The organism is Pantoea sp. Cr_R13 (assembly GCF_029222565.1).
Taxonomy (GTDB): Bacteria; Pseudomonadota; Gammaproteobacteria; order Enterobacterales; family Enterobacteriaceae; genus Pantoea; species Pantoea eucalypti.
In genome coordinates, this window is record NZ_JARHXL010000013.1 from 415,770 (window position 1) to 438,850 (window position 23,081).

Annotated in this window: 23 protein-coding genes and 1 pseudogene; 13 read left to right on the top strand and 11 right to left on the bottom strand. The window is 51.3% G+C overall.

Going from position 1 to position 23,081, the window contains the following annotated elements; genetic code table 11:
• Positions 1-37: 37 nt before the first annotated feature.
• The 9 genes from P2R09_RS09570 (at position 38) to P2R09_RS09610 (ending at position 7,335) form a co-directional block, all read left to right on the top strand.
• Positions 38-649: a fimbrial protein gene (locus tag P2R09_RS09570; RefSeq protein ID WP_033743212.1), complete on the top strand. Its 612-nt coding sequence runs from the start codon at positions 38-40 to the stop codon at positions 647-649.
• A 14-nt stretch (positions 650-663) separates the two neighbouring features.
• Positions 664-1,209: a fimbrial protein gene (locus P2R09_RS09575; protein WP_008926016.1), complete on the top strand. Its 546-nt coding sequence runs from the start codon at positions 664-666 to the stop codon at positions 1,207-1,209.
• Between the two features lie 140 nt (positions 1,210-1,349).
• Positions 1,350-2,081 carry a hypothetical protein gene (locus P2R09_RS09580; protein WP_275769071.1) on the top strand — a complete coding sequence of 244 codons (732 nt, stop codon included), beginning with the start codon at positions 1,350-1,352 and terminating at the stop codon, positions 2,079-2,081.
• A 252-nt stretch (positions 2,082-2,333) separates the two neighbouring features.
• On the top strand, positions 2,334-3,032 hold the full coding sequence (locus P2R09_RS09585) for a hypothetical protein (RefSeq protein ID WP_275769073.1): 699 nt from the start codon (positions 2,334-2,336) through the stop codon (positions 3,030-3,032).
• Positions 3,033-3,223: 191 nt separating this feature from the next.
• The gene (locus P2R09_RS09590; protein WP_223296449.1) at positions 3,224-4,054 is read left to right on the top strand and encodes a hypothetical protein; all 831 of its coding nucleotides are present in this window, start codon (positions 3,224-3,226) and stop codon (positions 4,052-4,054) included.
• A gap of 277 nt (positions 4,055-4,331) precedes the next feature.
• Complete coding sequence (locus P2R09_RS09595; protein WP_033743209.1) at positions 4,332-5,177, top strand: hypothetical protein; 846 nt, start codon at positions 4,332-4,334, stop codon at positions 5,175-5,177.
• Between the two features lie 282 nt (positions 5,178-5,459).
• Positions 5,460-5,714, top strand: coding sequence for a hypothetical protein (locus tag P2R09_RS09600; protein ID WP_275769076.1), 255 nt, complete (start codon positions 5,460-5,462; stop codon positions 5,712-5,714).
• A 363-nt stretch (positions 5,715-6,077) separates the two neighbouring features.
• The gene (locus tag P2R09_RS09605; RefSeq protein WP_008926009.1) at positions 6,078-6,860 is read left to right on the top strand and encodes a winged helix-turn-helix domain-containing protein; all 783 of its coding nucleotides are present in this window, start codon (positions 6,078-6,080) and stop codon (positions 6,858-6,860) included.
• Positions 6,850-7,335 carry a hypothetical protein gene (locus P2R09_RS09610; protein ID WP_275769078.1) on the top strand — a complete coding sequence of 162 codons (486 nt, stop codon included), beginning with the start codon at positions 6,850-6,852 and terminating at the stop codon, positions 7,333-7,335. Before P2R09_RS09605 ends, P2R09_RS09610 begins: the two co-directional genes overlap by 11 nt.
• 26 nt (positions 7,336-7,361) lie before the next feature.
• Here the strand turns inward: P2R09_RS09610 and P2R09_RS09615 are convergent.
• The 9 genes and pseudogenes from P2R09_RS09615 to P2R09_RS09655 all read right to left on the bottom strand — a co-directional run bounded on the left by P2R09_RS09615 (position 7,362) and on the right by P2R09_RS09655 (position 16,480).
• A pseudogene (locus P2R09_RS09615) lies at positions 7,362-8,640 on the bottom strand (OprD family outer membrane porin).
• A gap of 130 nt (positions 8,641-8,770) precedes the next feature.
• Positions 8,771-10,174 (bottom strand): FAD-binding oxidoreductase, encoded by a 1,404-nt coding sequence (locus P2R09_RS09620; RefSeq protein ID WP_008926005.1) that lies wholly within the window; start codon positions 10,172-10,174, stop codon positions 8,771-8,773.
• Between the two features lie 27 nt (positions 10,175-10,201).
• On the bottom strand, positions 10,202-11,017 hold the full coding sequence (locus P2R09_RS09625; RefSeq protein WP_275769080.1) for an ABC transporter permease: 816 nt from the start codon (positions 11,015-11,017) through the stop codon (positions 10,202-10,204).
• 4 nt (positions 11,018-11,021) lie between these two features.
• Positions 11,022-11,849, bottom strand: coding sequence for an ABC transporter ATP-binding protein (locus P2R09_RS09630; protein WP_275769082.1), 828 nt, complete (start codon positions 11,847-11,849; stop codon positions 11,022-11,024).
• Entirely contained in the window at positions 11,846-12,829 is a 984-nt protein-coding gene (locus P2R09_RS09635; RefSeq protein WP_275769084.1) for an ABC transporter substrate-binding protein, read from the bottom strand. Before P2R09_RS09635 ends, P2R09_RS09630 begins: the two co-directional genes overlap by 4 nt.
• A 13-nt stretch (positions 12,830-12,842) precedes the next feature.
• A complete protein-coding gene (locus P2R09_RS09640) occupies positions 12,843-13,724 on the bottom strand; it encodes a creatininase family protein (RefSeq protein ID WP_275769086.1) in 882 nt (293 codons plus the stop codon).
• A 29-nt stretch (positions 13,725-13,753) separates the two neighbouring features.
• Positions 13,754-14,215: a RidA family protein gene (locus tag P2R09_RS09645; RefSeq protein WP_008926002.1), complete on the bottom strand. Its 462-nt coding sequence runs from the start codon at positions 14,213-14,215 to the stop codon at positions 13,754-13,756.
• Positions 14,205-15,485, bottom strand: a complete 1,281-nt coding sequence (locus P2R09_RS09650; protein ID WP_275769089.1) for an amidohydrolase family protein — start codon at positions 15,483-15,485, stop codon at positions 14,205-14,207. The genes P2R09_RS09645 and P2R09_RS09650 overlap by 11 nt, the downstream gene beginning before the upstream one ends.
• 20 nt (positions 15,486-15,505) lie before the next feature.
• The gene (locus tag P2R09_RS09655; RefSeq protein WP_275769091.1) at positions 15,506-16,480 is read right to left on the bottom strand and encodes a PDR/VanB family oxidoreductase; all 975 of its coding nucleotides are present in this window, start codon (positions 16,478-16,480) and stop codon (positions 15,506-15,508) included.
• A 212-nt stretch (positions 16,481-16,692) separates the two neighbouring features.
• On the opposite strand from P2R09_RS09655, the gene P2R09_RS09660 reads away from it, so the two are divergent.
• The 4 genes from P2R09_RS09660 to P2R09_RS09675 all read left to right on the top strand — a co-directional run bounded on the left by P2R09_RS09660 (position 16,693) and on the right by P2R09_RS09675 (position 21,322).
• Positions 16,693-17,616, top strand: a complete 924-nt coding sequence (locus P2R09_RS09660; RefSeq protein WP_275769093.1) for a LysR family transcriptional regulator — start codon at positions 16,693-16,695, stop codon at positions 17,614-17,616.
• A gap of 263 nt (positions 17,617-17,879) precedes the next feature.
• Positions 17,880-18,869, top strand: coding sequence for an ABC transporter substrate-binding protein (locus P2R09_RS09665; RefSeq protein ID WP_275769095.1), 990 nt, complete (start codon positions 17,880-17,882; stop codon positions 18,867-18,869).
• Between the two features lie 11 nt (positions 18,870-18,880).
• On the top strand, positions 18,881-20,308 hold the full coding sequence (locus P2R09_RS09670; RefSeq protein ID WP_275769097.1) for an amidohydrolase family protein: 1,428 nt from the start codon (positions 18,881-18,883) through the stop codon (positions 20,306-20,308).
• Between the two features lie 27 nt (positions 20,309-20,335).
• Complete coding sequence (locus tag P2R09_RS09675) at positions 20,336-21,322, top strand: 2OG-Fe(II) oxygenase family protein (RefSeq protein WP_275769099.1); 987 nt, start codon at positions 20,336-20,338, stop codon at positions 21,320-21,322.
• A gap of 539 nt (positions 21,323-21,861) precedes the next feature.
• On the opposite strand, the gene P2R09_RS09680 is transcribed toward P2R09_RS09675, so the two are convergent.
• The gene (locus tag P2R09_RS09680; RefSeq protein WP_275769101.1) at positions 21,862-22,416 is read right to left on the bottom strand and encodes a hypothetical protein; all 555 of its coding nucleotides are present in this window, start codon (positions 22,414-22,416) and stop codon (positions 21,862-21,864) included.
• A 168-nt stretch (positions 22,417-22,584) separates the two neighbouring features.
• The gene (gene afaD / locus P2R09_RS09685; protein WP_275769103.1) at positions 22,585-23,037 is read right to left on the bottom strand and encodes an AfaD family invasin; all 453 of its coding nucleotides are present in this window, start codon (positions 23,035-23,037) and stop codon (positions 22,585-22,587) included.
• Between the last annotated feature and the right edge of the window lie 44 nt (positions 23,038-23,081).

A 23,081-nucleotide genomic window follows, 5' to 3' on the forward strand; every position in this document is an offset into this window, starting at 1 on the left:
ACGGGCCTTTAAACAACAAACTCTGCGAACAGAAATTATGAACAAATTTGATCATCAGGGGAAAAAAGTAATGAAAAAGCATCTTAAGCATGGATTCGGGTTCAGGCCAGCAGCGGCAGTCATGCTCACTACCGCGATGTTGTCAGGCGGAGTAGTGGGCAGTGCGGTTGCAGCATCAGACCCCGTTGCCATCAAGGTGACGGGATCCATTGTTGACAATACCTGCACGATTAATAAAGCACAGGCCGTCGAACTGAGTCCGGTTTCACTCAGGGATTTCGAGGGAAATAACTCAACCCTGGGATTTAAGGTGGTTGATGTGGAATTAAAAGAGTGCGGTACGGGGATTACCCGGGGGGTGAAAATCACCACAGCCGGAAACGAAGATCCAGCAGATCCTAATCGTTATGCGTTTAAAAATGCTGACACAGGCGCAACGGCAGCAAAAGGTATCGGGCTTCGGTTTTACAAGGCTGCTGATGGCGCACAGCCATTTAAGGTGAATGACACGGATGGCGTAACGAATACTTCTCTGACAGCAGGAGATAACACCCTCAGCTTTGGTGCAGCTTATGTCGTGACCAACGAGGACACGCTGGCAGCAGGGAGTTTCAGCACCACGGTAAATCTGACACTGGCATATCAGTAGAAAAGGAGGAGAACATGAAAATGAAAATGAAAAAACAGAATTTATTAACCGTGATGGTATTAATGGCGGCTGTTACGGCGGGGAATAATCTGGCAGTCGCTGCAGATACCACCACAGTGACGATTTCGGGGACAGTCAGGGCGAATACCTGCACAGTAGGCAATAAAGCAAATGGCGATCTTGCACCCATATCTGTGAGTGATTTCAGGCAGGCATCCGGCACTGTTGTGGGTTCTGCGGTCATTCCCGTTGTGTTTACAGGCTGTGGTAACGGGACGACCGGAGTCAGGGTTACGGTAAGTGGAAAGGCGGCTGGAAGCGGAGGCGCGTTCAAAAATGACCATGACGGGCAGACCGGCGGAGCTAAAAACGTTGGGATTTATTTATACGATACGGACGGAACAACGCTCATCAAGGCGGGAACGGACGTTGCTGCAAAGCAGCAATCATTTACCACAAACACCACGCTGAATTACAAGGCGAGCTATGTATCACTGACAGATAAGGTGGAAGCGGGTTCAGTTCTGACGACAATCACGATGAATTTCACTTATTTGTAGTGATAATGAGTGTAATGCAACAGTTATAAAAGGCTTACGTGAGCACGTGGGATACGATGGTCGCCAGGGAATGAAATAGTGTCTGAAACACTTAATGCGCCAATAAAACTTAAACTTACCTATAAATGAAAAGACTACTATTGCTTTTACTGCTTAGTACGAATTGCTTAGCTATCCAGGTTACAACCACCCAGTTAAGTTCAAAAGGGAATAAACATTTTGTTTCTACTGTCTGGACTGTTGATACCGATATAGATGAGGAAATTAACGTCAGATGGGGGAGCAGCAGAGAATATAATGGCGGTATTTTTACAATAATACACAATGGCGTAGCTGTATTTTCAGGGCTGCCATCTTTTGTTCCCGCCAACGCAAGTCATGAAGTTAAGACCAGGGTACACATTAAAAAAGGGGATACGCTTCAGGGTCTGATAGACAATAATGCGTCTTCAGACGCTATTTATACATCTACTCGAGTAGGGATGATTGTTGGTGATGGGCGTTATGGCATATGGAATCAAACCGAATTCTATACATATTACACTTATCCCTGTAATGCAACAGTTCCTGTAGCTATAGATCTTGGTGTGCTTAATCCGGGTGACATTACGCCAGTATACATACCTCTTGAGGTTAGCTCTCCGGGAAGACTCAAATTTAATGTTGGAAATAATAAAGGTGTTATTCCATTAAAGCGTGATGCGGAAACTATTTTATCTCTGGATCTGAGTTCTTATTATGATGCCACTTACAATTCAATTTTCTGGACGAGTGCCTCAGGAACAACTATAAATGGAACAGTAATTGTGCCGCAGGATTCGGTGGGAGGGGTGGGGAGTGTCGCCGGTAGCATCACTCTTGATTGCATATAGCATTGGTGTCGATATAAAAAATTCCTAAAAATTATGGTGCCATTATTTAAAAATGACTCAATTGGGTCGGTCAGGCTGTTTCGTGCTGTTTTGTGATATTCAACACATAGAGCTAAGGGTTCCTGTTCCACAGAACGCCAGCATCACATATCCGAGGTTAGTCGTTAGGAAGAGAAGTGTGTCCTGTATAAACGGCTTGTAGTGTCAACGTAGTACGGGTTTTTTCGTGAAGAAATTTCAGGGAAGGAAATAATGAAAAAAAGAGCAAGCCTCATCCTTTTTATTCTTGCCTGTCAGGCGAGTTGGGGCGTGACATTGAATGCGCAAACCGGCCTATGGAAAAGCGAGCCAGCGGCACTATTAAGCGACTTTGAAAAAGGACACTACCTGCGAGCCGAACAAACCTATATTAGTCACACCAGAATTTATGTCTGCACGGGTGGGGGATATATGATATCGCTCCGTGATACTGATTACACGGAACTAAGCGTGACTATTCCAAAGGGCACAATCATGACATGCCAGACAACAAGCATGCGTGTAGATAATGGGATTAACATGTTCATAGGAATGCGAACGGCTCCAAACGGACGCAATGAAGGATGGCACTATCAGAGTACCTGGAAATATACTATTCCCGAAACGACCTGCAAAGCAGAAGTGCCGCCTGCAATCAACCTGGGCGACCTCCGGTCAGTCGGTACAATGACCATCGTCATTCCCGTCGACCTCCCATCCGGCGCAATACGTTTCGAAAGCAGTGACATTACAGGAGGTGTTCTGATGCTGGGAGGAAATCCTTCGGTCTCTCTCACTCCCGGAGAGGGAATGGTTGCGGGTGATCTTGCCTGGTCTATAACGGATTCTAATCCATCCATAGCCGTCACCACGACAGACGCAATGCCCGGTTCCTATTCCTCGTATGCGACGCTGACATTAAGCTGCCAGTAAAGGGGAGATTGAGAAAATGATCTGGCTTACCGATTCGCTACAAATGCAGAAAAGTAATATTTTTTTATTTTATCAAAATAATGATGAATAAATCAGCCAGAAACATGTGACACATTTTATTCCGGGACTATAAACTCATTTAAATTTATAGCGGAGCATATTAGGTAGAATAACAAATGGTGATTATTCTAATGCTTAAAAACATCAAATTGCAGTCAATGAGCGTGTTTTTCGCGCTCACTGTTCTGGGACTCTCTTTCACCACCTCTGCGCAGGAAATGAGTGCATTGAGTCCTTCTGTAGTAAATACAGGTTACATATCGGGATATCGTGCTCCAAGTCATAAGTTAAGCAAGCCCCATTTCCAGGTACAAATATTGTTGTGGAAAAGTCAACCCCAATGGGATCACTCAAACTGGTTTGTTGCCGACGAAGCGTTACCTGTTGTGGTTCCAGATATAGAAGTGAATTGCGGAAATGGTACGGTAACCGTGTCAACACGCATGTCAATATGGCGGATGGATTGGGACACAGGAATTTCTTCAACAAACAGCACATTGACTTGCTGGATTACGCGCGGTTCTATCACAAACCCCTCAATAAACGAATATAATGGGTATTACGTGGGATTTGTGATTGGAGTTGATGGAAACTATGAGGCGGGGGGCGCTGGGCCAATTAATATCCCCGCACGTAAAGAGTGTTCAGCAGGCATCAATGATTTACCCTTGGGCACGTTATTAAGCGGAGATTCCAAAAGCATACAGTGGCCTTACACAACAAAGAATGGAAGCATTGAACTCTCAGGATCACATATCAGGTCAGAAGGGACATTAGAGCTAGGAGGAAAATCCAGTGTGTTAGTGCGTCCGACCAGTAACAAGAATATAAAAGAAGGAAACCACTGGGTGACACCTGAAATTTCGCAAGGAGGTGAGATTCCGCTTTCGGTAAATGTCAGTCCGGGTGCTACGGGTGGCGTTTACCAGTCTGTTCTGACGGCCAGGCTGAGCTGCCAGTAAAAAAGACCACAATTACGCAACACGGAATGAGAAATTTTCCCGATTCGCCCTTGTTCATAACTCAGGGTGCGAGCAGTGGGGACCTGAGGTTGATTATTTAAATAATGGGTTAGAGATCGGGATATGAAAAACAACGTTTCAGAATGCTTCCGGTTTCAAAAATATTCAGGGGATAAAACATAATTATCAAGAGCATAATATTCATGCTCGGATAAAAATCTCATTCAACGAGTAAATTATCATGTTGTCGGTAACACAACAAACGGTGGTAATAGTAATGCTAAAAAAAATCATATTGCAGTCAGTGAGCGTGTTTTTCGCGCTCACTGTTATGGGGCTCCCTTTAACCGCTTCTGCGCAGGAAATGAGTGCAGTAAGTCCTTCTGTAGTGGATGTCTCAGGGGCAGCAACCGCGTGGCGTGATGGCAGGACTGATTTAAATGACAATTATCAAGTACAGATACTTCTGTGGAAAAGTCAACCACAGTGGGATCACTCGAACTGGTTTGTTGCCGACGAAGCGCTGCCCATTGTAGTGCCTAATATCGAAATAATTTGTAGCGATCAATCGGGCATGCGGGTGTCACGATGGCTAACAACCTGGCGGACAGACTGGGACACTGGAATTCCTACCGGTATGTTTTTCAAGAATATAATTACTTGCTGGCTTACAAATGGGATAGTCACAAACCCTTCAGGTAACGAGTACAGGGGGTACTATGTGGGGTTCGTGATTGGCGTAAAAGGTAACTACGAGGGCGGCGGCGGTGCCGGAGAAATTACTATCCCGGCGAGTAAAACATGTTCTGCGAGTATGAATGACCTGCCGCTCGGAACGTTATTAGCCGGAGATTCCAGAACTGTGCGGTGGCCTTTCACAACCAGGAATGGAAGCATTGAACTTTCAGGATCTCATATCCAGTCTGATGGAACATTACAGCTCGGAGGAAAATCCAGTGTGATAGTGCGCCCGACCAGCAGCCTGAATGTAAAAGATGGCAATAAGTGGGTGGCACCTGAGATTTGGGAAGGGGGTGATATTCCGCTGTCGGTAAATGTCAGTCCGGGTGCAACGGGTGGCGTTTACCAGTCTGTTCTGACGGCCAGGCTGAGCTGCCAGTAAAAAAGACCACGAAAACGCACCATGGAGAGAGAAAACTTAGCGGGTCTTTTTTGGCACTCAGTAATTCCGCCGCAGAGCAGCATAAGAGGTGAATAATATTGCCTGTTGAGGTAAATGAATATATATATCTTATTTGCGAATGCCTTACTGTATCGGTCTTAACTTTTTGTCTTCTCCGCCGCCTTCAGAGAGCAATCGCGAAATTTATGATGTTATTAATGTTAAATAAATTACATGTAACTATTGCTTTTTTTATCAGTAAAAACAAAAAAGGAGGATGATGTGGATAGAGCCATTTCACGTAATGTTTTAATCAGGGTTTTCGAAAAGTATAGTTTCAGTGAAACCAATGAATTAATTGTGTTTATGAAGTCAGTTTGCCCTCCCATTCCCGATCGGGCCGCATCGGTGTTCCTGAAAGTAAAACTGGAAGAGTGTCTTGAAAATCACGATAATGGCAGCAGCTATTTAGATGAAATTAAATGCATTATAAAAAAACTGGAAGTGCATATTAAATCCTTTGATTACTATCAATGAAAAATCTTTGTTTGTATGAACGCTCTGTTGAATTTACGGGTTGTAAACATATTCTATTTTTAAAAACAAACAGAATAATAAAGTCACCCGCAGTAATGGCTGTTTTCGGTTCTCAGATTTCCAGGCGAGAAAGCAGCAGGTTTTACTGTACTGAATTTAATCGAATAGTGTTATGAGATCGTTTTTAAAAAATATCTCATGCGCTTTTAATCGCGTGGCATACAGGTTAATGGCAGGTTATAAACATTTAACAAGTGCGTCAGATGTTTTGAGAGTTTTAACGCATGTCCCGGTTAAGTCGGGAAGGTATAGAGAGGTTATTGTCACTGCGCGTCCCACCACAAGGCGACAATTATTATAATTATGAAATATATTATCAATGCCTGTATCGGGTTCAGTCCCGCAGATGGCGTATTATATCGTATTGAAAGTGAAGATTCGGTTACGCTTCCGTTGCCAGCACAGAGATTATTGCTCATTATTCTTGAATCGGAAGGCGAAATAGTAACTCGTGATAGCCTTCTCACAGGCGTCTGGGACCAGTTTGGACTTGTTGGCTCAAACAGTAGTCTTAATCAATATCTCAGCCTTCTGCGGCGTAGCATTTCAGCATTTGGGTGTGAAAACTTTATCGAGACGTTGCCTAAGGTAGGGATTCGACTTTGCGAATTTGTTCATATTCAGAAAATAGATGAAGAGAATAATAGCGATACTACTGAAGTTATCTCAAAACGAAGGCCATCTGGACCCCTGTCAAAGATGTCAACAATCCCCAAAGACATGAACGCATGGATTTTGATTATTGCTTTCCTGGCCTGCAGCTTTATTTTTTTCGGTATATCTAAAGGCGGAGGTTCCAGCCCAACCCCTGTTTATCATTCTCTTGAAGATGGATGCAAACTGATTACTTTCGCTGACCTGAATGACGAAGCGTTATCCAGAGTCAAAGCAACCCTGACTGTTTTCATGAAAGCGAAAGGCATGCAGTGTAAACCTGGCAACCGATTCTACTTTGATGACTTATCATCGCAAGGACGGGATCACACCAAACGCACGCTTATTACATACTGCGAAGAAGATAGAAAAGGCAAAAGCATTATGTGCAATAATTTTTATTATTTTAACGAGGTTTTCAGTGAAAAATAAGAAAATGATATTTTTCATTGCGCTCTCTTTCTTTTGTCTGGCTTTATTTGTATACGGGTATCATCGTAGTGCTGTTTCTCTCCCCTTTAAATGCCTTTATACGACGCAATATCATTATATGCGTGAGGGTGAATCCTTAAATGTCCATTTAATTCATGATGTGCGAATCTATTCAAAGGATTCAGCTTACATTTTGCTTGATGGACACCTGAGAAGTTCAACAAACACCTACAAGATCAATCGTGTGATTTTATTAGGTGATGGCGAAATATCACAAGGTTCAACCTTTCGGTTCAATAAAACAGAAGTTAAACCTTCTCATGACGATAATGTCCCGGCTGAATTAGTGCATCGGGTGCTTAATGAATATTCCCTTACACCCGATACCATGCAGATTGATATTTTCCCTCTGGCTGACAAATCGTTCCTCATCGGCGGGCCATCGTCTTTTCTGAGTATATGCCTGCGCTACTGATAAGCTACAGGCAAGCCGAGGGTTATCTAGAAATCATATTCCAGCGCCAGGCGGTTCTGCCAGAAGTCTTTGTCGGATGTTGAGGTGGTCTGCACACCGGCAAAGTCGGTGATGCTCAGGCCTTTAAGCATGCCGCCAAATTTCCAGGTGCCGTACACAATATATTCGGATTGATTACTGCTCGCGACGCCTTTGGCTGGCGTTAAATCCATAAACGAGTAATGGCTGCCCAGAGAGAGGCTTTCGGTTGCGCTCCAGTTCAGATCGGTGGACCAGGCGTTGCCGCTGCCCAGATCCTGCGTGCTGGTGAAGAAGGGCTGGGCAAAATAGGGGCCGGAGGAGGTATTGTGCGCGTAAGGCGTCACCAGCGCACCGTTGCCGTATGCATCGTGGCTGGCGGTGATATGGTTGTAATTTAACGACCACTTCAATGCCTCTGCGAGGTTCATCGCAAACTGCGCGCCGTAACTGGTGCTGTTCACGTTGCCAGCCAGCGCTTTGCCATCACTTACGCCGCGAATAAACTGAATACCGATCTTTGGCTGGGAAGGAGTATCTGTCCACGACAGGAAACTGTCGGCGTATACCAGCCTGGTATAATTGTCGTAATCCTCGTACCACAACTGGCTATTCAATTTTTTATTATTCAGCCTGATGGCCCGTCCGGCTCCGGCACCCCACATGCCGTTTGTCGTGCCATCGGCGTCAGTATAGGCCGTGGTGTTGAGGAACTGGTCATCTCCCCATGGCTTGTAACGGGTGATTCTGGTGGCATGCAGGAAATTATCGCCGTCGCCATAGTTTGCGTCGATACCACGAAACAGAATGGGCGTAATACGCCAGTCGTAATCGCCAATAAACGGAATATTGATGCGCTGATCGCCGGCCGTAATGCGGAAGTCCTGATAATGCCAGCTTGCATAGGCTTCGCCCACGCCGGTCTGGTTCGGGCCGAGTTCGGTAATCAGGTGGTCGTCGCTGTGTGATATACCGCGCTGGAGAATACCGCTTACGCCTCAGGCTGAGGCCGTAATACTCTGCCGTGGCATATTTTACGCTACCGCCATAGCTGACCGTGTCCTGAGAATAGCCCGGTACAAAATAGGCATTATGGGTGGAGTAATACAGAGTGCGCAGGCTGCCGCTGACTGACCCGCAGGAGAACATGTCGCTGAGGGAATCTGCCTCCTCAGCGGAACAACCGCTTGCCCCCGGCATGGCCGCCAGCGCAGAGTTTATTAAAAGTGCCTGTGAAACGACAATAGCGCTCAACTTCAGCGTAACGCTGAATAGGTTATTTCCCATTAGTGCCATCCTGTCAAAAAGTAATAGAGCTGCCCGGCAGAAAAACTGCCGGTAATTTTTATTTAAGGGCACACACAGGCAATCGCCGCCCCGCCGCTGTTTCTGTCACCTGAAGTGGGGAGGATTATTATTATTTACTTATTAATAACAGAGGGTCTTTATCTAATACGAGGTTGTCGCGTTCCGCCCAGCCTCTGAGCTTGCCGGGGTTAAGTAATCCTTCAGGATCAAGACACTTCTTAACAGAAACGACGTCCGGTTTAATTTCTCCCTGTTTACCATCCTCAATATGATAAACATGTGGGTTATTTATTTTCACGTCATTGTCACGGAAGGTTGTCATTATTTCATTCAGTCTTTCTTCGGTTGAATAACGCACAAGTTGCAAACCGCTTGCGGTAATGTTGCCGTCATTGTCACGCAGGAATTCAATATGCGAAATAACCTCATCACCGAACAATGCTGCCATATCGATAATCTGCTGACGATAACAGGTGTGATTAAACGCTGTCTGTAAATACGTCAGAGAGCTGTCAACTTTAAGTGCGTGCAGCGTGGTGTGGTTCCAGCAATATTCCATCAGCGACGCGTTAGCCTCACGCGCTTCGTCGGCCGGCTGGCGCAGGGCGCTCTGACCGCGGTATTTTTCCAGCAGATGCGCACAAAATCCTTCGCTTTCCTGTGCGATCACACTGATTACCGCATGCTGGCTGGCCTGATAGCCTCCGTTCAGGTGACTGAAATAAGAGGGGATTGGCGCGGCGAACAGCGCGAGCTGGCGTTTTACCAGCCCGGGCGAACGGGCAAAGGCATTGGCATAATCCAGCGCGTCGGTGAAATCATCAAACACGTCCAGCCTCTCAATCCACTGATGGACCGGTGCCAGCGCCAGCGCCACCTCAAGCACAATACCGTTGCTGCCATAGGCATGATGCAGCAGCAATGCCTGTGGCGCGGGCACCTGCAGAATGCGCGGTTCGGCTTCCATCGTCATGACTTTTACGCTGAGCACATTGCCGGGCGCGCCGAGTGGGCCGTAGTTAATGGAGCCAATACCGCCAAATCCGCCGCCGTAAAGGCCGCCCAGACTGGCCAGCCGGTAGGTGGAAGGCATGCAGCGCAGTTCCCATCCTGTTGGCCGGGTCAGGGTTTCAATCTCCGCCAGCCGGATCCCTGCCTGCGCCCGTACCACGCCGTTGCCCAGTTCACATACCTGATTGAATGCGGTCATATCGACCAGAATGCCGCCCTCCAGTGGCACCAGCTGGCCGTAGTTGCCGGTCGCGCCGCCGCGCAGGATCAGCGGCAACTGATGCTGAACACAGGCTTTCACCAGTAATCTCAGCTCTTCTTCGCTGCGAGGCCTGACCACCGCATCGGCCTGTTTGTCTTCCAGTTGCCGCTTAAGCACCGGGCTGAACCAGTGAAAATCACGGGAAAGGCGTTTGACCTTCGGCGCCTGTAAAGTCCAGTCCAGCTCAGGCAGCGCCTGCTGTATCAGGGCGAGCGCCTGTTGACGTTGTTCACTGTCCATAATCTTCCTGCCTAAAGATGAATGAGGTTAATGAGATTGCACGGCTTCGCTTTCATGCCAGGCACTCAGCACGCGTCGGGAAATCCAGGACATCGCGCCAAAGAGTGCAATGCCGGTGAGTGAAATAAGCAGCAGAGCGGCAAACATCAGCGGGATGTCCAGCTGATAGCCCGCCTGCAATATCTGGTAGGCCAGGCCGGTATTATTGCCGCCGGTGCCGGCCACAAACTCAGCCACCACCGCACCGATCAGTGACAGACCGCTGGAAATGCGCAGTGCGCCGAAGAAATAGGGCAGAGCGGAGGGAATGCGCAGGCGAATGAGGATTTGCAGGCGGCTGGCGTGATTCAGCTGAAAATAGCTCAGCAGCCCCGGCGATACGCTGCGAAGCCCCTGTGTGGTATTGGAAATAATCGGGAACACCGCCATCAGCGTTGAACACACCACCAGCGACAATGTGGTGTCTTTGACCCAGATGATGATCAACGGCGCAATGGCGACGATCGGCGTCACCTGCAGAAACACGATGTAGGGAAACAGCGCGGTTTCAATAAAGCGGTTCTGTACCAGCACGAACGCCACGACTGCACCGATGACAATCGACAGTAAAAATGAAATCAGGGTGATTTTCAGGGTGAACAGCAGCGACGTCATCAGCGAACCGCAATGTGTCCACAGGCTTTGCAGCATCACCACGGGTGACGGCACCAGAAACTGAGGGATGTTGAAATAGCTCACCCAGCCTTGCCATAGCAAAATGACCACCACGGCGACTACCGCCGGATAGAGCACTTTGCGGAACGTGGGGTTGTTGATACACGGAGAAGCATTTTGCGTTTTCATACCGTTACTCCATACCCGATTGGCTGGCTTGCAGCAGGCTGTCCTGCAACTGCTTCGCATAGCGTGAAAATGCCGGACTGACGCGGAATTCTTCGCTGCGGGGAAAAGGTTCGTTGATGGCGATATCTTCCACCACGCGCCCCGGACGCGCGGCCATCATGATCACCCGCTGCGACAGGAACACCGCTTCGTGGATCGAGTGAGTGACGAACACGACCGTCAGTCCCTGTTCCCGCCACAGGCGCAGCAGGTCGCTGTCGAGTTTGTTGCGGGTGATTTCGTCGAGCGCGCCGAACGGTTCATCCATCAGCAGCAGCTTCGGGCGCGTGACCAGCCCGCGGGCAATTGATACGCGCATCTGCATGCCGCCTGACAGTTCGCGAGGCAGGACGTTGGCAAATTTGCCAAGCCCCACCAGTTCCAGCGCTTCACTGACGCGGGTATTGGCTTCAGCGCGGGGTACGCCTGCCAGATCCAGCGGCAAACGCACGTTGTTCTGCACATTACTCCACGGCATCAGCGTGGCTTCCTGAAACACGAAAGAGAGCGGAACCTGTGCTTTTTCACGACTTTCGCGGCGCCACAGCATCAGCTTGCCGTCGCTGGGTTCCACCAGACCGGCAACCATTTTTAACAGCGTACTTTTGCCGCAGCCCGACGGGCCGAGCAGCGTGACAAATTCGCCCTGATTAATGGTCAGATTGACCGGCAGAAGCGCGCGGGTGCCGTTGCTGTAAATTTTCTCCGCCGACAACACCTCGATAGCCGGAACGGTCGGAGGAATAACTGAGCGGACATCGCTCATCACGGTGAGTTTCGGGGCTAAATTCATGGCATAACCTTCGCGTCTTTAATCATCTCGAGGGTATAGGTCTGCTCAAACGGCACTTTATCCGCGTCGATGAGTTTATTTTTGACCAGCATCTCCCAGGTCTTTTTCAGACGAGGTTCAGTGATGATGCCGATACCGCCGGTTTGCGCGTCGCCACCCGTCACCAGCGCATACTTCTTCATCTGCGCAATGCCAAAGGCAATCTGGTCGGCGCCCATACGCGGGTTAGCCTGGGTAATGAGCGCGTTGCCCGCGGCGGGGTCCTGCAGGTATTCCTTCCAGCCCTGCATGGAGGCTTTCACGAACGCCGCCACGGCTGCCGGGCGTTTTTTGACGGTGTCGGCCATGCAGATAATGGAGTTGCCGTACGGCGGGTATCCCCAGTCGCTAAGCATGTAGACATAGAACGGTTTGCCACCTTTCTCGATTGAGAACGGCTCGGAAGTCACATAACCCTGCTGTACCAGATTATTGTCCGCAAGAAACGGCTGCACGCTGAAGGTGTAGGGCCGGACTTTGGCGTTACCCAGTCCCAGTTCACTTTTCGCCCACGGCCAGAATGAGGTATAAGCCTCGGTCGCCAGCAAAAAGGTTTTGTCTTTCAGTTGTTCGCCGGCCCCGACTTTATCGTGGCTGATAAACACCGTCGGCGAATGCTGGAACACCGTTGCCACGGTCACCGCATGAACGCCAGCCTGCCAGGTTTCCAGTGCCTGGCCATTGTCGCCGAGCGTACAGTCCGCCTGACCGGCGGCCATCAGTTGCATCACATTAACCTGCGGGCCGCCCATTTTAATGCTGACATCCAGACCGGCTGTTTTGTACAACCCTTTAGCCTGCGCCTCGTAAAATCCGCCATGCTCCGCCTGCGCGTACCAGTTGGTCAGGAACGTGAATTTCTCTTCCGCCATTGAACTGGCCGAAACGCCGCCCAGCAGCAGAGCCAGCAGGGTGTAAGTGGGTGAACGCCGTAGTTTCATCTTGAGAATTCCTTTATTCAGAGGCCAGAGAAGACGAAGGAGGAGTGAAGCGGGTTTGCACAAAACCGTTCCAGTGGTGTTTACCCCAGGTAGGTTCGCTGCGGACTGTCCATTCCATCAGGTGGATCTCCGTGATCGCCTGCGCCCAGCTTGCCGCCAGCGAATCGAGGATCGCGTGCCCCTGTTCGGCGGTTGCGCCAATCGGATCGCCGATTACGCCGCTCGGACCAAAATCATAAGAAGCCCAGGCGGCGACAGGGCGGCCAGATGACAGCGTCGGACAGGGAAACGCTGGCGGATAATTGGCGACCGCGTGCTCCATGTGAACGCACTCCGGTGCCAGAGCCAGCATCACTGCCGTTTCGCTGTGACCGGCATGCATCGCCATTTTCTGCTCCTGCGCGCTCAGGAACTGATTTTCCACGTTAGGCACGCTGAACACGTCGTGCGGGATCATGATCATATCGCCGTGACGCAGGCGCATTTCCCGCGAGGCCATTTGCAGCACCTGCGGTTGTCCGCCGTGCCCATTAATCATCAGCAGTTTGCGGAACCCGGCGCGGTAGAGCGATTCGGCAATTTCCAGCACCGTCTGCAACAGCGTGTCGCCGGTCAGGGTCAGCGTGCCGGGGAAATTCAGATGCTCGTCAGACTTGCCGTAAGTAATGGGCGGAATCGCGAAGGCCGGAATCTCTTCCGGAAGCCGCGCCAGTGCGTGACCCGCCACGCCGGAAGAAATCACGCTGTCCACCGAACACGGCAGATGCGGACCATGCTGTTCGATGGCGCCGGTCGGTAAGACAATCACGGTGTTAGCCTTGTCGGGCAGAGCAGCGATAGCTGTCCAGCTCAGAAAAGGGAGAAAACGTTCTGCGGGAATATAGCCGTTAATCATGCTCTGCCTCGTGTTCGGACTTGTCAGGGTTAGCGGGACTGGGGTAACCAGGCGGTGGCTTCCACTTCAATCAGCACGTCGGCGCAGGGCAGCATTTCGCTGACCTGAACCACGGTAGAAACCGGCGGTTGACCGGGATAAAAAAGCTTTCTGACCCGGCTGTAATAGGGGAAGTGGTCAAGATTGCGAAAGTACTGCACCAGCTTGATCACATCACTCATCTGCCCGCCAGCGTCTTCAATGATGTGGCGGATACTTTCGAGCACATACCAGCTCTGGGCGAGGATCGGCCCCTGTTTGATATCAGTCGAGAATTCGCCGGTTTCGCCCAACAACAGGCGTGCTTCGGCTGGGATATCCTGAAAGCCGCGCACGATGGTCCCGCTCTGCGGATTAACCGGAATCACGCCCGAGAGAAAAACAAAATCGCCCGCGCGGCGCCACGCGGCATAGTTGGCGAGCGGTTTACCCGCACCCGCTTCAAGACTCATGGGATAACTCCGGATTCCAGGTACGCTGGTGGGCGAGCCTGCCATGGTGGAAAACCAGCCGGGCTGCGCTGTTTAAAGGCCAGGTCAGGCTGTCGCTGCCTGGAAAGAGAATCAGCGTGGCATCGCTGCCAGGTGCGAGTGGCAGGCCGGGCGGTGCATCACCGCTCAGCGCGGCGACATCGCAGATCAGTCGCGACTGCCAGTCAAAAACCATATCCAGCTGCAGTGCGAACAGGGCACAGGCCAGCGTATCCAGCGGGTCATAGCTACCAGCCGGACAAAAAGCGTCCTGCACGTTATCGCAACCGAGCAGCACCGGAACGCCTGCCGCCTGCGCCTCTTTCAGCAGCGTTATGCCGCGCTGTCGTGGCGTGTGGCCGGTGACGGCATCCTGCAACAGCAGGTTGGTCATCGGCAGTGCAATCAGCGTGACGCGCTGCTCCGCCAGCAAACGCAGCACCTCCACTGCCTGTTGTTCACTGCCGGAAGCCAGTGCGCAGCCGTGGCTGCAACAGATATGGCCGCTGAATCTATTTTCTGACAGGTAATGCGCCAGCCAGCTCAGGCCGTGTGCCACCGGCGAAAGCTCTTCATCGATATGCAAATCCAGATTCAGTTGCCAGCGCGAGGCACTGCGCATCAGGTTGGTCATGGCGGCCGGATCCCAGTTGGATGAGTGGATAAATCCACCCAGCAGGCAGTGGTTCCCGCTTTGCGCCACCGCAGCGGCGATGCGGTCAGCGGCCTCGCTGTCGGCAAAAAGAGTCAGCGGGACCAGCGCCACCCGTTCCAGCATGACGCCGGGTTGTGTGATAGTGGCCAGTGCCGTCCAGGCCAGCGGCGGCGTGGCATCGAACCAGTCAATATGGGTGCGCAGGCGGGTTACGCCGTTGGCGGCGGCCCATGCCATTCCCTGTCGGGCACGCTGATGAAGATCTGCCGTGGTCCAGTGCCGTCGATCCTCATGCAGGGTTTCAATCGCGGCCAGCAGACCGGGTTTTGAGGGACGGCTGCGACCAATGGTGAAGGTTTTATCAAGATGCGCATGAGGTTCGAGCAGACCTGGCAGCGCCAGCATGCCCTGTGCGTCCCACAAATCATTCTGGTCGCGCTGAAAAGGCGTCACGGAAGTTATTTTGCCTGCCTCAACGCGCAGATCTGCCGTTACCGGTTCACCTGCCTCCTCAGGCCACCCGACAGGAAGCAGCCAGGCGGGAAGGCGAACGTTGGCAATGCCGTTTAACGGTGAGGCAAAAGAAGGAAAGTTCATATTGAGGCTCCGCATTGGCATTACAGGTCCAGGACCAGAACAGGACTCTTAGCGCGCGAACAGCACAGCGTAATCTGCGTGTTCTCCGCTTTCTCTTCTTCTGTCAGCACGCAGTCGCGGTGATCGGGAATACCGTCGATAACATCCGTAATGCATGAGCCGCAAATGCCCTGTTCGCACGACAGCATAATATCGACTCTGGCACTCAATAAGACTTCTGCAATGCTTTGGTCTGAACCAACTAAATAACGTTTTCCGCTGGATTTCAGCTCAATGTGAAATTCAGAGTTGGCGTTATTTTTGTTTATATTTTTATTGCTGAATCGCTCAAAAGATAATTGATTCTTATGCCAGTGGTGCGTCTGCATAATCTCTTCAAGGCGCTTAATAAACCCATCCGGGCCACAGGCCATCACCTGCGTATTGGCATCCGGCTGACACAGGCTCAGCGGCGTCGTGTGCCGCAGGGAATCGTTTGCGCTGCTGTCATGTAAAAAGACATTTTTTGCCAGTGAAGGTGCTGTGAGACGCGGTATATACGCCGCTTTATCCAGACCTGAAATGTAGTAGTGCAGTTCAAATTCAATGCCTTGCCGAGAAATCTGTTCCGCCATCGCCAGCAGTGGCGTAATGCCAATTCCTCCGGCAAATAACAGATAGCGCCCGGCGGCTGGCAGTGGAAAATGGTTACGTGGCATCGAGATATTGAGTGTGTCGCCAGCACTGAAATGATGATGAATAAAGTGCGATCCGCCGGTCGCGTTGTCTGCCAGTTTTACGCAGATTTCATAATATTCCCCGCCGTGATTTTCGTTGCAGAGAGAATACTGGCGCGGGCCAATCTCAGGAATGAAAACGTCGATGTGCGCACCGGGTAACCAGGCCGGTAATAATCCTCCGTCCTGTGCAATAAGTTGCAGTGAAATATTTCCTTTACCGTTTTCGCCGATCGCCTTGATCGTGACAGGAATTAATCCGGCATCATTCATCGTCATTTACCGTATTCATTTTGATGAGTCATTCATAAACCTGGGCAACCTGTTCACTGTATAACCTGCTGCCATCCGGCCTGAAAGAGCCCGCGGCGGGATGTAATGTCGATGAAACGATTGTTCCCATTGCGATGAAAGCTACGTTATTGTTGTAAAGCTGTTGCGTCCAGCGCTTTGATTCGCACATCCCGTTGCAAAAAAGAGAGCACTCAATCATGTTCGCATTCTCACGGTTTCTGCTGTACTTCACTGAAGTTGCCCGCCAGGGCTCGTTTCGTAAGGCGTCGGAAACCTTACATGTCGCCGCATCGTCAATTGACCGGCAGATCCTGCGGGTGGAAAAAGAACTGGCAATGCCGCTGTTTGAACGGCACCCGACCGGATTGCGGCTGACGGCAGCCGGCGAGCTGCTATTGCACGCCGCCAACAACTGGAAAAAGGATTTCACCCGCGTCTGCGAGCAACTCGATGACCTGCGCGGTCTGCGGCGGGGGCACGTGCGAATTGCCACCATTGACGCCATCAACCGGCAGTTTTTCTCGGCGATGCTCAGGAAGGTGCATGCTGATTATCCGAATATCTCCTTCACGCTGACCACCATGAACAACGTGGACATTCAGCAGGCGCTGATGTCTGGCGATGCCGACTTTGGTCTGATGCTTAATCCGCAAAGTTCACGAGAGTTGCAGGTGCGCGCTTTTGCAGAAATCGAGCTGGGGATTGTGGTGCCGAAAGGGCATCCGCTTGGCGACAGAAGCCACGTGCGTTTTAGCCAGTGCATGGAATATCCGTTTATCCTGCCGGCTGCGCCGCTGATGCTGGCCGAACCCGTCCAGGCACTGATGAATATCAACGGCGACATGATTAACGAAGTCGCGGTATCCAATAACATCCACATGATTCGCTCGCTGATCAAAGAGAAAATGGGCATCGGTATTCTCTGCTGGCTCGACATCATTGATGAGGTGGAAAGCGATGAACTGCAATTTATTCCGCTGACCGATCCGCAATTAAAAACGTTCACCCTTTCATTGTGCGTCGCCCCGACAAGACAGCTTTCGCTGGCCGCCTCGATGATGCTCAAACAGCTGGAGATGTTGTTCAGCGAGATCCAGATGCCGCGAGGTGATCGGGATTGATTTGCACTGTTCTGGTGCTGGCTGCTTTGTAATGAATCAAAGGTTGCAGAACCATAGCCGATAAATCCCCTGTTAACGCGCAGAGAAAGCGCATTCGTGAAGTTGGCACCTTTCTTGTATAACCCACTGTGAGTAGAAGCGGTCAGTGCGGGCAACTGCGCGGGACATTGCTCAGCAACCATTTCGCGGTTCATTTTGAGCCGGTCAGGGGAGCTGAGCCGCATTCGCTCAATGCCCCTCCGGTGATGATTAGGAGAGGAGCAATGAAGTCAGTTTCCCGCATTCCCCTGTCTTGCTGCGTGCTGAGCGCGCTGATCCCTGCCGCATTTTCACTGTCGGCACACGCCGATGAGAAAATAGCGCTACTGACATCCTGGTACGCGCAGGCGGAGCAGGGCGGCTATTATCAGGCGCAGGCCACAGGCATTTACAAGCGTTACGGACTGGATGTCAGCATTCAGTCCGGCGGCCCGCAGGTCAACGGCATGCAGTTGCTGCTGGCAAAGCGCGCGGACGTGATCATCGGTTATGATCTCCAGCTACTCGAATCCGTGCAGCGCGGTTTTCAGGCCAAAGCCATCGCCGCCCCTTTCCAGTTTGATCCTCAGGGGCTGCTGACACATGCTTCAGTCACTTCCCTCGACGATCTGAAAGACAAAACCATTTTAGTCTCCAGCTCCGGGCAATCGACCTGGTGGCCATGGCTGAAAGCACGCTATCAGCTTAGCGATTCACAGGTTCGGCCTTACACCTTCAATATCCAGCCCTTTGTGGCTGACGAAAATGTCGCGCAGCAAGCCTATGTCAGTTCTGAAGTTTTCCAGGCACAAAAGGTGGGTGTGAAATCGAATTTCTTCCTCTTCTCGGAGCACGGCTATCCCCCTTACGGCGGCATTCTGATCACCCGTCCTGAACTTATCAGCAGCCGGAAAGAGGCGATGGCTAAGTTTGTAAAGGCGTCGATGGAAGGATGGGTAAGCTATCTGCAAAATCCGGCGGCGGGCAACGCGCTGATCAAAAAGGATAACCCGAAGATGACGGACGACCTGCTGGCCTGGGGCGTTCAGCAAATCAAAGCGCACCATCTGATTGACGGCGGTGATGCGGCAACACAGGGGTGGGGCACCATGACGGAGGCCCGCTGGCAGAAAACCCGTGATTTCATGGTGAACGCCAGACTGCTGAATGCGAATACCGACTGGAAGCAGGCGTATACCACTGAAATTGTCGACCAGATGCAGGTTAAGCCCTGAGGAGTGTTGCAATGTCATCTGACGTTTTACTGATTAAAAATGCGCACGCCATCCTCACCGGCTTGCCGGGAGAAGCAGCGCGTCACGCCGGGCCGGATATTCGCGTGCGTCATGGGGTGATCGAGGCGATAGGTTCCCTGACGGCAATGCCCGACGAGCAGCTGATCGACGCGCGCGATTGCGTGGTTTATCCCGCCTGGGTGAATACACACCATCACCTGTTTCAGTCACTGTTAAAAGGGGAACCGCAGGGGCTGAACCAAAGCCTGACCGCATGGCTGAGTGCCACGCCTTATCGTTTTCGTGCCACCTTCGATGAATCCACCTTTCGTCTTGCGGTGCGTATCGGCCTGACCGAACTGTTGCGTTCCGGCTGCGCGACGGTGGCAGACCATAACTACCTTTACTGGCCAGATATGCCGTTCGATACCTCGGAAATCCTGTTCAGTGAAGGTGAGGCGCTGGGAATGCGCATTGTGCTATGTCGGGGTGGCGCAACGCAGGGGCGCGCGATCGAGAAAGATTTGCCGCAGGCGCTGCGCCCGGAAAACTTCGGGGATTACATGGCGGATATTGAACGGCTGGTGGGCCGTTATCACGATCCGAAACCAACGTCACTGCGCCGTGTGGTGATGGCACCTACAACCTTGCTGCATTCTGCACCCGGTGCGGAGTTGCGCGAAATGGCGAAACTGGCCCGCAGTCTGGGGATCCGGCTGCACAGCCACTTGTCGGAAACCGTGGATTATCTTGATGCGGCGCGTGCCAGATTCGACATGACGCCGGTGCAGTTTTGCGCGGAACACGACTGGCTGGGTGATGACGTCTGGTTTGCGCATCTTGTGAAACTGCTGCCGCAGGAAATCACGATGCTGGGCCAGACCCGCACCGGCATCGCGCACTGCCCGCAAAGCAACGGGCGTCTGGGCAGCGGCATCGCTGATTTGCTGGCGCTGGAACAGGCCGGTGTACCGGTTTCATTAGGCGTAGACGGTGCGGCATCGAACGAAGCTGCCGACATGCAAAGTGAAGCGCATGCGGCCTGGCTTTTGCAGCGCGCCCGAAAAGGCATGCTGGCGACACCGCGCTATGACGGCGGCACGTTTGAAGGCGGCGGCGACGCAGCATCTGTTGAAGACGTGGTGCGCTGGGGCAGCGCAGGCGGGGCGCAGATCCTTGGCCTGCAACAAAGCGGCACCGTACAGGTGGGCAGGCTGGCAGATATCGCCATTTACCGGCTGGATGACCCGCGCTACTTCGGCCTGCACGACATGGCCATTGGTCCGGTAGCCTGTGGCGGACGCGCTTCGCTTAAGGCGCTGATGATAAATGGCCGGGTGATCGTCGAAAACGATGTCATCCCCGGACTCGATCTGGAGGCCATGCGCCATGAGGCAATGTCTGCCGTCCGTACTTTACAACAGCGCGCTGCGCGCTAACCCTATTGATTAAGAAGGATAAGAACAATGACGCAATCAAATCAAACAGCATATGCATTACAGGAACTGGAAAAAGAAGCAGGCATGGGCGCGATGGGTGAAGAGACTTTTGCCCGTGAAGTGCGTTGCATCGATTTATCAGATTTCGAAAACCGTAAAAGTGAGATCGCCGACGAACTCTGGCGCGCAGCCGTAGAAATTGGCTTCTTCCAGGTCAGCAATCACGGCATTGCACTCGGCGATATCCGTCAGGCGTTCAGCATGACAGAGGATTTCTTCTCACTGCCCGAAGAGATAAAAGCGCAATATCCGCTGGCGCGAAACGCCGGCTGGGAGAATAAGTCTCAGGTGCGTCCATCAACCCGAACGCCAGACCAGAAAGAGTCTTACCAGATCACCCGTCCGCTGATGGCACCGCTATGGCCGACTGAACAGGAACTGCCGGCTTTCAAAGAGACCATGCTGAATTTTGAATCGCAATGCTGGCAACTGGGCATGAAACTGCTTTCCTGTTTTGCCCTCAAACTGGGCTTTCCTGAGCACTTTTTCGAGCAGGCACATAATCCGGACCTGCAAACTTACCAGAGTACGCTGCGCATGCTGCACTACTATGCCACTGAGCAGTCAGAGCAGGGGATGTGGCGCGCGGGTGCGCATACAGATTTTGACTGTCTGACGCTGCTGTTCCAGCGTCCCGGTCAGGGCGGGTTGCAGGTATGTCCTGGCAAAGACCGCGAAAGTCAGCAGTGGACCAGCATCGAGCCGCGCGAAGAGGTGATCACCTGCAACATCGGCGACATGCTGATGCGCTGGAGTGACGATCAGCTGCCGTCAAATTTCCACCGTGTGAGAAGCCCGCTGCCCGGCGAATACCAGGGTGCGCGCTACAGCCTGGCCTTTTTCTGTCAGGCTAATAAAGATGTGGAGATTCTGGGGCCGCAGGCGAAATATCCGGCCATCACCGCCGAAGATTATCTGCAACAGCGCATTCAGGCGAACTTTGCGAAAGGATAATTTGCCAGAAAGATAAAGAGAGCTGAAAAGCAAAAAGCCCGCTCTGGGAAAACTGAGCGGGCTTTTTTAATTCTGGCTTTTCTGGCTGAGATCGCCTTTGTCAGTAACTCGCTAATATAGCCGTCGCTTTCATGTAATTACGGGCATAAAAATTCCACCCTCGCATTGACGGAATTTAATGCGATCTCATTATTTGATTTGAACATGATAACAACATTCTTTGTTGCGTAAATCTCTGTTACTGCCGAACAGGCAGAACAATGTAACCAGAAGGATTTGTGTCGATTACTGTTAATGAATGAATGAATGAATGAATGAATGAATGAATGAATGAATGAATGAATGAATGAATGGATGAATTGATGAATGGATGTTGAAATATGAAGCTATTTTCTGAACCAGCTTAACTGAGATTGAAAATTTGAAGCTGCATGCATAGGCGGGATTCCCCGCCTATGCTTCTGATTCACATCAATGCGACAGAGTCAGTCAAACCCCTGAACATTACAGGGTCTTCGACTGATGTTTTTTAATTTCTGTCAGTCTCCATACGCGTAAGCGGTGGTCTGGACGGTATAGGTATCAGGTTTCACGTCCTGCGTCCCGTTTAATATAACATTGTAAGTTGTTACGCCGTTGGTGGGAACGTTGTATGAAATGTAATCGGTATTACATGTTAAACCTAACTCTGAACAAAGAGTAGAGCCAGCAGAGGCAGCAGTACTAGTAGACCTGAGTATTGACACAAGAATGGAGTTATTGCTGTCGTTTTTGCCGCTAATGGATGTTAGTTGTTGGGTACTGCCGTTAGCAGACCCTATTAATGACCCGGGCATACCCAAAGCTATGTAATGACGAGAGGCGCCGCCTGTCGACGTGATGGTACCATTTGCCACCACTCTTCCACCATTATTAGTCCCGGCGGACAGACCCGATACCGGTGTCAAAACGTTAGAAACTGTGAGCGGACCAGTAAAAGTAATGTCGGCCGACATAGTACTGGCGTCGGACAGCGCTGCGATTGCTGCGTGGGATGAAATACCCGCAATGATTATCGCTGCTACCGCTGATGCTTTAATGTTTAAAAATTTCATATCTCTATCCTTTTTTGTGTTGGATTAACGACTGCAGTCGTCCCTAAAAGTCGTAGACAGTGCGTCTACCCGACCATCTAGGCATATGTGCCACCGATGGCTCCCCGTCACCAAAAATGTCAGTGACGTGGTATTCGTGAAATCTGTATAGCGCCCGGCTGTTGCGCGTTACTGAGTGACCACCTGGCCAGCGATGTTTAAAGAGTAGGTATCCGCTTCCACCCTCTGGTCGCCATCCGCCAGAATGTCAAAAACCATTCTGTCTTCGCCGGTATGCACGGTTATCACCTGCATATCCGCCATTTCCGTTACCGCCAGTTGCTGCGGCACCAGACGCACCCGCAACTGATGCGCCGGATTCTGCTGGCCTGTCAGCACATAACGCCCTCCCTGCTGGCCGGATGCAGCCTGATCGCTCCGGAGCTGAAAGCCCGTATGAATGTCGTAGCTGACCAGCGTGCCCCTGCCGAGCTTTGTGCCGTCTCTGACAGAACCCGCCTGCAGGCCATGATTCATCTGTAACACCAGTTGCGGACTGCCCGCTGCGACAGCCGGAGCGCTGCTGGCCATGACTGTCAAAAGTGCTGCCGCTATCAGATACAATCTTTTTCTTTTCATCATTCCCCTTCTCCGGGTGATGTTTCTGTTCAGTTTTTTCGGAAGCC

Coding starts and splice junctions, on each gene's coding strand:
- P2R09_RS09570 (WP_033743212.1), top strand. CDS start 38: ATGAACAAATTTGATCATCAGGGGAAAAAAGTAATGAAAAAGCATCTT.
- P2R09_RS09575 (WP_008926016.1), top strand. CDS start 664: ATGAAAATGAAAATGAAAAAACAGAATTTATTAACCGTGATGGTATTA.
- P2R09_RS09585 (WP_275769073.1), top strand. CDS start 2,334: ATGAAAAAAAGAGCAAGCCTCATCCTTTTTATTCTTGCCTGTCAGGCG.
- P2R09_RS09590 (WP_223296449.1), top strand. CDS start 3,224: ATGCTTAAAAACATCAAATTGCAGTCAATGAGCGTGTTTTTCGCGCTC.
- P2R09_RS09595 (WP_033743209.1), top strand. CDS start 4,332: ATGCTAAAAAAAATCATATTGCAGTCAGTGAGCGTGTTTTTCGCGCTC.
- P2R09_RS09605 (WP_008926009.1), top strand. CDS start 6,078: ATGAAATATATTATCAATGCCTGTATCGGGTTCAGTCCCGCAGATGGC.
- P2R09_RS09620 (WP_008926005.1), bottom strand. CDS start 10,174: ATGGACAGTGAACAACGTCAACAGGCGCTCGCCCTGATACAGCAGGCG.
- P2R09_RS09625 (WP_275769080.1), bottom strand. CDS start 11,017: ATGAAAACGCAAAATGCTTCTCCGTGTATCAACAACCCCACGTTCCGC.
- P2R09_RS09630 (WP_275769082.1), bottom strand. CDS start 11,849: ATGAATTTAGCCCCGAAACTCACCGTGATGAGCGATGTCCGCTCAGTT.
- P2R09_RS09635 (WP_275769084.1), bottom strand. CDS start 12,829: ATGAAACTACGGCGTTCACCCACTTACACCCTGCTGGCTCTGCTGCTG.
- P2R09_RS09640 (WP_275769086.1), bottom strand. CDS start 13,724: ATGATTAACGGCTATATTCCCGCAGAACGTTTTCTCCCTTTTCTGAGC.
- P2R09_RS09645 (WP_008926002.1), bottom strand. CDS start 14,215: ATGAGTCTTGAAGCGGGTGCGGGTAAACCGCTCGCCAACTATGCCGCG.
- P2R09_RS09650 (WP_275769089.1), bottom strand. CDS start 15,485: ATGAACTTTCCTTCTTTTGCCTCACCGTTAAACGGCATTGCCAACGTT.
- P2R09_RS09655 (WP_275769091.1), bottom strand. CDS start 16,480: ATGACGATGAATGATGCCGGATTAATTCCTGTCACGATCAAGGCGATC.
- P2R09_RS09660 (WP_275769093.1), top strand. CDS start 16,693: ATGTTCGCATTCTCACGGTTTCTGCTGTACTTCACTGAAGTTGCCCGC.
- P2R09_RS09665 (WP_275769095.1), top strand. CDS start 17,880: ATGAAGTCAGTTTCCCGCATTCCCCTGTCTTGCTGCGTGCTGAGCGCG.
- P2R09_RS09670 (WP_275769097.1), top strand. CDS start 18,881: ATGTCATCTGACGTTTTACTGATTAAAAATGCGCACGCCATCCTCACC.
- P2R09_RS09675 (WP_275769099.1), top strand. CDS start 20,336: ATGACGCAATCAAATCAAACAGCATATGCATTACAGGAACTGGAAAAA.
- P2R09_RS09680 (WP_275769101.1), bottom strand. CDS start 22,416: ATGAAATTTTTAAACATTAAAGCATCAGCGGTAGCAGCGATAATCATT.
- afaD (WP_275769103.1), bottom strand. CDS start 23,037: ATGATGAAAAGAAAAAGATTGTATCTGATAGCGGCAGCACTTTTGACA.